The sequence below is a fragment of the Streptomyces sp. NPDC005151 genome (assembly GCF_053599875.1).
Window position 1 is genome coordinate 1 of sequence record NZ_JBSFYR010000200.1, and the last position, 4763, is coordinate 4763.

Genomic DNA, 4763 nt, shown 5'->3' on the forward strand with positions numbered 1-4763 from the left:
GATCACGTTCATGGAGAACGGACTCGCTTCCCGGTCCCGGCACCCCTCTTCGGGAGAGTTGCGCCGCAGGTCACAGGCCTAACGCACTGGTGTTGATGTGGACGTCCTCCGCCCAGCCGAGGAGCTGCTCGACGACGATGTCCTGGCCCCGGTCGTCCCTGATCCGGCCGTTGCAGTGGCCGAAGCACTGGTCGGTGCGGTCGGCGAGTGGAGAGATCCGTGCTCCGTAGACGTGTACGGGCCGCCTGTACTGCCACCGTGGCCACCCGCCGCGCTCGCGCCGGCCGGGCTGACGACCGGCACCGCCTCCGCCGATCCCGCCCCCCGTCTCCCGGCCGTCGCCACCACCGACGCCGCGGACTGCGCCGCATCACCGGGGCCGGAGCCGGGGCCCCGGTCGTCGGTTCCGCCGTGGTCGAGGCCTTTCTCGCCGTCGCCGGATCCGAGCACGACGTGGTGACGGTGCGTCGGGCGAGCGAGAAGCCGCGGACGTCCACCGATCTGCGGGGCGGTGACGCGTACTGCATGACACGCAGCAGTCGTGCACCACCGCTGCGCGGGCGCGCCCCGGATTGCCGCACCCGGGGTGGCCGCACCCCGGTCCGGGCCGGAACGGAAACGTTCCTGGTCCGGGCCGCTTTCCTCGTTCGGCCGGCGACCTGTGCGGACGGCTCGCGGAGTAGCCTGGAGAAGTCTCGGCCTGCGCGTGCGAAGGGGGCCGTCTCTTATGGACACCTTGATCACCGTGGCGGTCGTCCTGGCGATGATCGCGGTGACGGCGTACGTCATCCATCTGCTCAATGCCCGGCACCGGCATCGGCATCTGCGGGCCGTGCATTACGACCACGGGCTGGCCGGGTTCGGCGGGTTCGGAGGGCCGGGTGCGGGTACAGGACGCGTCGTTCCGCCCGTGGAGACGGTGCAGCCGACGCAGCCCACGCAGCCGACGCAGCCCTTGCGGAAGGGCGAGCCCGGGACAGAGGCGGCCGAGCACCCCGACACGTGAGCTCTGCTACTTGGCGTCGGAGTAGCGTTCCACTACTTGGCGTCGGAGTAGCGTTCCACGATCGCCGTCGTAAAGGGGAAGCGCACCGGCGTCCTGCCGAAGGCGGTCCGCCCCGCCAGCTCACCGGCGGCCCGGATCGCCTTCACGACTGCCTCGGCCTCCTCCTCGGGGCAGTGCACCATCACCTCGTCGTGCTGGAAGAAGACCAGTTCGGCCCGGAGGCCGGCGGCGGCCAGCGACCGGCGCAATGCGGCCAGGAACAGCAGTGCCCAGTCGGCGGCGCTGCCCTGCACCACGAAGTTACGGGTGAAGCGGCCGCGCGCCCGGGCGTTCGACGAGGCGTAGCCCGGCGTGAACTCGCCCTCCCCGGACGGCTGCTCGTCGCTCTCCTGCGGGATACCGGCCTCGTCGTCGTCCCCGCTCCCGGCCGCCGGCGGACTGGTCCGGCCCAGCCAGGTCCGTACGAGACGGCCCTCCTCGCCCGCCTTCGCCGCGTCGTCGACATACGCCACGGCAAGCGGGAAGCGTCGTCGCAGCGCCGCGAGGTTCTTCAGGCCGTCGCCCGAGGTCTGGCCGTAGATCGCTCCCAGCAGCGCCAGCTTGGCGTGGTCGCGGTCGCCGTGGAAGGCGCGGTCCGACAGCGCCGTGTAGAGGTCGCCGTCATGGCCTGCGACCTCCATCAGGCCGGGGTCGCGGGAGATCGCGGCCAGAACCCTCGGCTCCATCTGGTCGGCGTCGGCGACGACCAGCCGCCAGCCCTCGTCGGCGACGACCGCCTGCCGTATCACCTTGGGGATCTGCAGCGCCCCGCCGCCGTTGGTGGTCCAGCGGCCGCTGACGGTGCCGCCCGGCTGGTACTCGGGGCGGAACCTGCCGTCCCGCACCCAGTCCTGGAGCCAGCTCCAGCCGTGCGCCGTCCAGATCCGGTACAGCTTCTTGTACTCGATCAGCGGCTCCACGGCCGGATGGTCCAGTTCCTGCAGCTCCCAGCGGCGAGTCGACTTCACCTTGATCCCGGCCTGTGCGAACGCCCTGACCACATCGGCGGGAAGGTCCGGGCGGACCCGGCGGCCGAACGCCGTGGACACCTCTTCGGCCAGTTCGGCCAGTCGGCGGGGTTCGCCGCCGCCGGCGTACCGCTCGCCCAGCAGGTCGTGCAGGAGGTCCCGGTGCACATCGGCCCGCCAGGGCAGGCCGGCCCGGTTCACCTCGGCGGCGACCAGCATGCCGGCCGACTCGGCGGCCGTCAGCAGACGCATGCGGCCGGGGTGGGTGGTGGCGTCGTGGCGGCGGAGCTGCTCCGCGTACACCTGGAGGAGCGCCTCGAAAGGGATGTCCGTGCCGGACTGCGGCTCGAAGAGGGAGGACTGCGAGCCGGGCTCCGCGGCGCGGGAGGGGGGATCGGGGGGTACGGGGGCGTTACGGAGGCGGGCGTGGGCGGCCGCGGCGGAGCGGGGTTCGCCGAGCCGGCCCTCGTGTGCGAGGAGGAGGGACTCGGCTGCCTCGATGTCGTAGCAGCGGTCGATCCGTACGCCCGCGGCGAGCAGGCGGGGGTAGATCTCGGCGGTCGACCGCCAGACCCAGCGGATGACGTCCGGGCGGGAACGGACCGCCTCCACGAGGTCGGGTTCGGTCAGGACCGGGGCGGCGGGGAGGCCGCCGGCCGTCAGGGGGGTGAGGCGGGCGCCGCCGGTCTCTGTGGTGGCCAGAGCCCAGCGTTCGGTCATGTGTGTGAGTCTGGCAGGTGGGACTGACAGTGGGGTGGGGCGGCGTGGGTTCCGTCGCGCCCACCGTGTGCTGCTCCCACTCCTCGTTCACGACGATCGAACGGTCGTCGAGGTCACGGACGTCGCCCGCCACCACCGGCAGCCGCTCGACGGCCGCGAGCGTCTTCGCGTCATCGACGGCCCGCGACTCTGCCGCGATGAGCGCGGTGTCCTCCTCCCGTACGAAGACCGCGGTCGACGCGGACGCGGACAGCGTCGCCCCGGGGATCCGCCGTACCTCGAGGTAGCCCACGGCGTCCGGGCCGCCGCCGATGTCCTGTCCGTCGCGGGCCACCGGGCCGAGCGCCGTCAGGTCGCGCAGAAGTTTGATATCCACAGGGTGTGGATGAGCGAGTCTCCTGGTGACATGAGCGGTGGACGGTCCGCGCCGCACCCGCACGGTCAACGTGTCGATGCCCTTCACCACCACCGGCGACGCGGCGAATCGCTGCGGCCTCCGGTCCGGGGCGTCGAAGGCCGAGGCGGGTCCCAGCCCCATGGTCGCGATCAGCCCCACGCCGAGCGCGAGCGCGACGAAGGTGCCGATGAGAGTGGTCCAGCGGGTCCGCAGCGCGGCCAGGGCGACGGTCAGCACGAGGCCGCCTCCGCGCGACGGTGGGGCCAGGCCTACCCCGCCGCGCGAGCCTGCCTACCCTGACCTCATGGAACCGGTGATCGACCAGGCATTCGCGGCTGCCCTCTACTCGGACGGCGACGCCGGTCTCGACACCGGTGCCTCCCTCCTCGCCGCCGATCCGGCGGCCGACGCGGAACTGGTCCGGCGCGGAGAGGAATTCGTCCGCCGTGCCTGGGAGCGTGGCTGGCAGCCCGCCGATGTCGTACGGATCGTCCGCCGCGAACTCGACGAGACCGGGGCCGGGCTCGCGGCCGGGCTGATCACCGCGGAGACCGGACGGTACGAGCAGCTGCCGCCCCGCTGGCGGTCCCAGCTGGCCGAGCTGCCCGCGCCGCCGCCGCGGAACCGGCCCGACCGGTTCTCGTACGCCTCCGCCCTCCTCGGTCTCTACCGGCTGCTGCTCCGGCTCCCCTCGATCGAGCCGGTCGGCCCGCCGCCCGGCGCCCCCGGCCGCCGGCTCGATCTGCCGCCCGCGCACGACGAACCCCGCATGCTGACCCGGATCCGCGCGCTGCTCGCGAAGGCGGAGGCGACCGGGTTCCCGGAGGAGGCGGAGGCCCTCACCACCAAGGCGCAGGAGCTGATGGCCCGGCACTCCATCGACGAGGCCCTCCTCGCCGCCCGTACGCACAGCAAGGAGGCGCCGGGCGCCTGCCGGATCGGGGTCGATGCCCCGTACGAGACGGCGAAGGCGATCCTGCTCGACGCCGTCGCCTCCGCGAACCGCTGCCGCGCTGTGTGGAACAACGAGCGCGGCTTCTCGACGGTCGTCGGCTTCGAGCCGGACCTGGAGGCCGTGGAACTGCTGTACACCTCCCTGCTGGTCCAGGGCACGGCGGCGATGGCGAAGGCCGAGGCGGGCCAGCGGGCCGGCGGGCGCAAGCGGACCAAGACGTTCCGTCAGTCCTTCCTGATGGCGTACGTCCAGCGGCTGGGCGCGCGCCTGGCGTCCGACACCGCCCGGGTGACCGCGGCCTCGGTCTCGGAGGGTGTCGCCGCCGACGGCGATCTGCTGCCGGTCCTGGCGGCGCGGGACGTGGCGGTCACGGACGCCGCGGACCGGATGTTCCCTCGGACGACCAGCACCCGGGTGCGCGGTGTGACGGACGGCGAGGGCTGGGCGCACGGCACAGCCGCCGCCGACCGGGCCCGGATGGGCGAGCGGCGGCCGGGCATCGACGGTTCCCGGTAGCGGGGCGTATGCGAGCAGGCGGCGCCCCTCCCTCTACCAGATGACCGGAAAGTCCGCATAAGACCGACCGGCAATTGGGGGGTGGGTGAAGGAGCGGGGCTGGGGTGCGTGCATCGCAAGGCGGAGGATTGAGCCATGGTGATGGACGACAACGCCGCGAGG

Annotated in this window: 5 protein-coding genes; 3 read left to right on the top strand and 2 right to left on the bottom strand. The window is 73.0% G+C overall.

Features of this window, described 5'->3' with window-relative positions; all coding sequences use genetic code 11:
• Window positions 1-70: 70 nt before the first annotated feature.
• Entirely contained in the window at window positions 71-316 is a 246-nt protein-coding gene (locus ACWD6R_RS39790) for a DUF2804 family protein (RefSeq protein WP_451823228.1), read from the bottom strand.
• Window positions 317-727: 411 nt separating this feature from the next.
• Between ACWD6R_RS39790 and ACWD6R_RS39795 the strand changes: the two genes are divergently transcribed.
• Window positions 728-1006, top strand: a complete 279-nt coding sequence (locus tag ACWD6R_RS39795) for a hypothetical protein (protein WP_451823224.1) — start codon at window positions 728-730, stop codon at window positions 1004-1006.
• Between the two features lie 32 nt (window positions 1007-1038).
• Here the strand turns inward: ACWD6R_RS39795 and ACWD6R_RS39800 are convergent, their stop codons facing one another.
• On the bottom strand, window positions 1039-2733 hold the full coding sequence (locus ACWD6R_RS39800; protein ID WP_451823225.1) for a bifunctional 3'-5' exonuclease/DNA polymerase: 1695 nt from the start codon (window positions 2731-2733) through the stop codon (window positions 1039-1041).
• Window positions 2734-2777: 44 nt separating this feature from the next.
• Here ACWD6R_RS39800 and ACWD6R_RS39805 point away from each other — a divergent pair, with 44 nt between their 5' ends.
• Together ACWD6R_RS39805 and ACWD6R_RS39810 are read left to right on the top strand one after the other, a co-directional pair.
• Window positions 2778-3020, top strand: coding sequence for a hypothetical protein (locus tag ACWD6R_RS39805; protein WP_451823226.1), 243 nt, complete (start codon window positions 2778-2780; stop codon window positions 3018-3020).
• Window positions 3021-3434: 414 nt separating this feature from the next.
• Window positions 3435-4601, top strand: coding sequence for a DUF2786 domain-containing protein (locus ACWD6R_RS39810; protein ID WP_451823227.1), 1167 nt, complete (start codon window positions 3435-3437; stop codon window positions 4599-4601).
• Window positions 4602-4763: the final 162 nt, after the last annotated feature.

Bases quoted from the DNA above. Each gene is read 5' to 3' on its own strand.
- ACWD6R_RS39795 (WP_451823224.1), top strand. From the start codon at position 728: ATGGACACCTTGATCACCGTGGCGGTCGTCCTGGCGATGATCGCGGTG.
- ACWD6R_RS39810 (WP_451823227.1), top strand. From the start codon at position 3,435: ATGGAACCGGTGATCGACCAGGCATTCGCGGCTGCCCTCTACTCGGAC.
- ACWD6R_RS39800 (WP_451823225.1), bottom strand. From the start codon at position 2,733: ATGACCGAACGCTGGGCTCTGGCCACCACAGAGACCGGCGGCGCCCGC.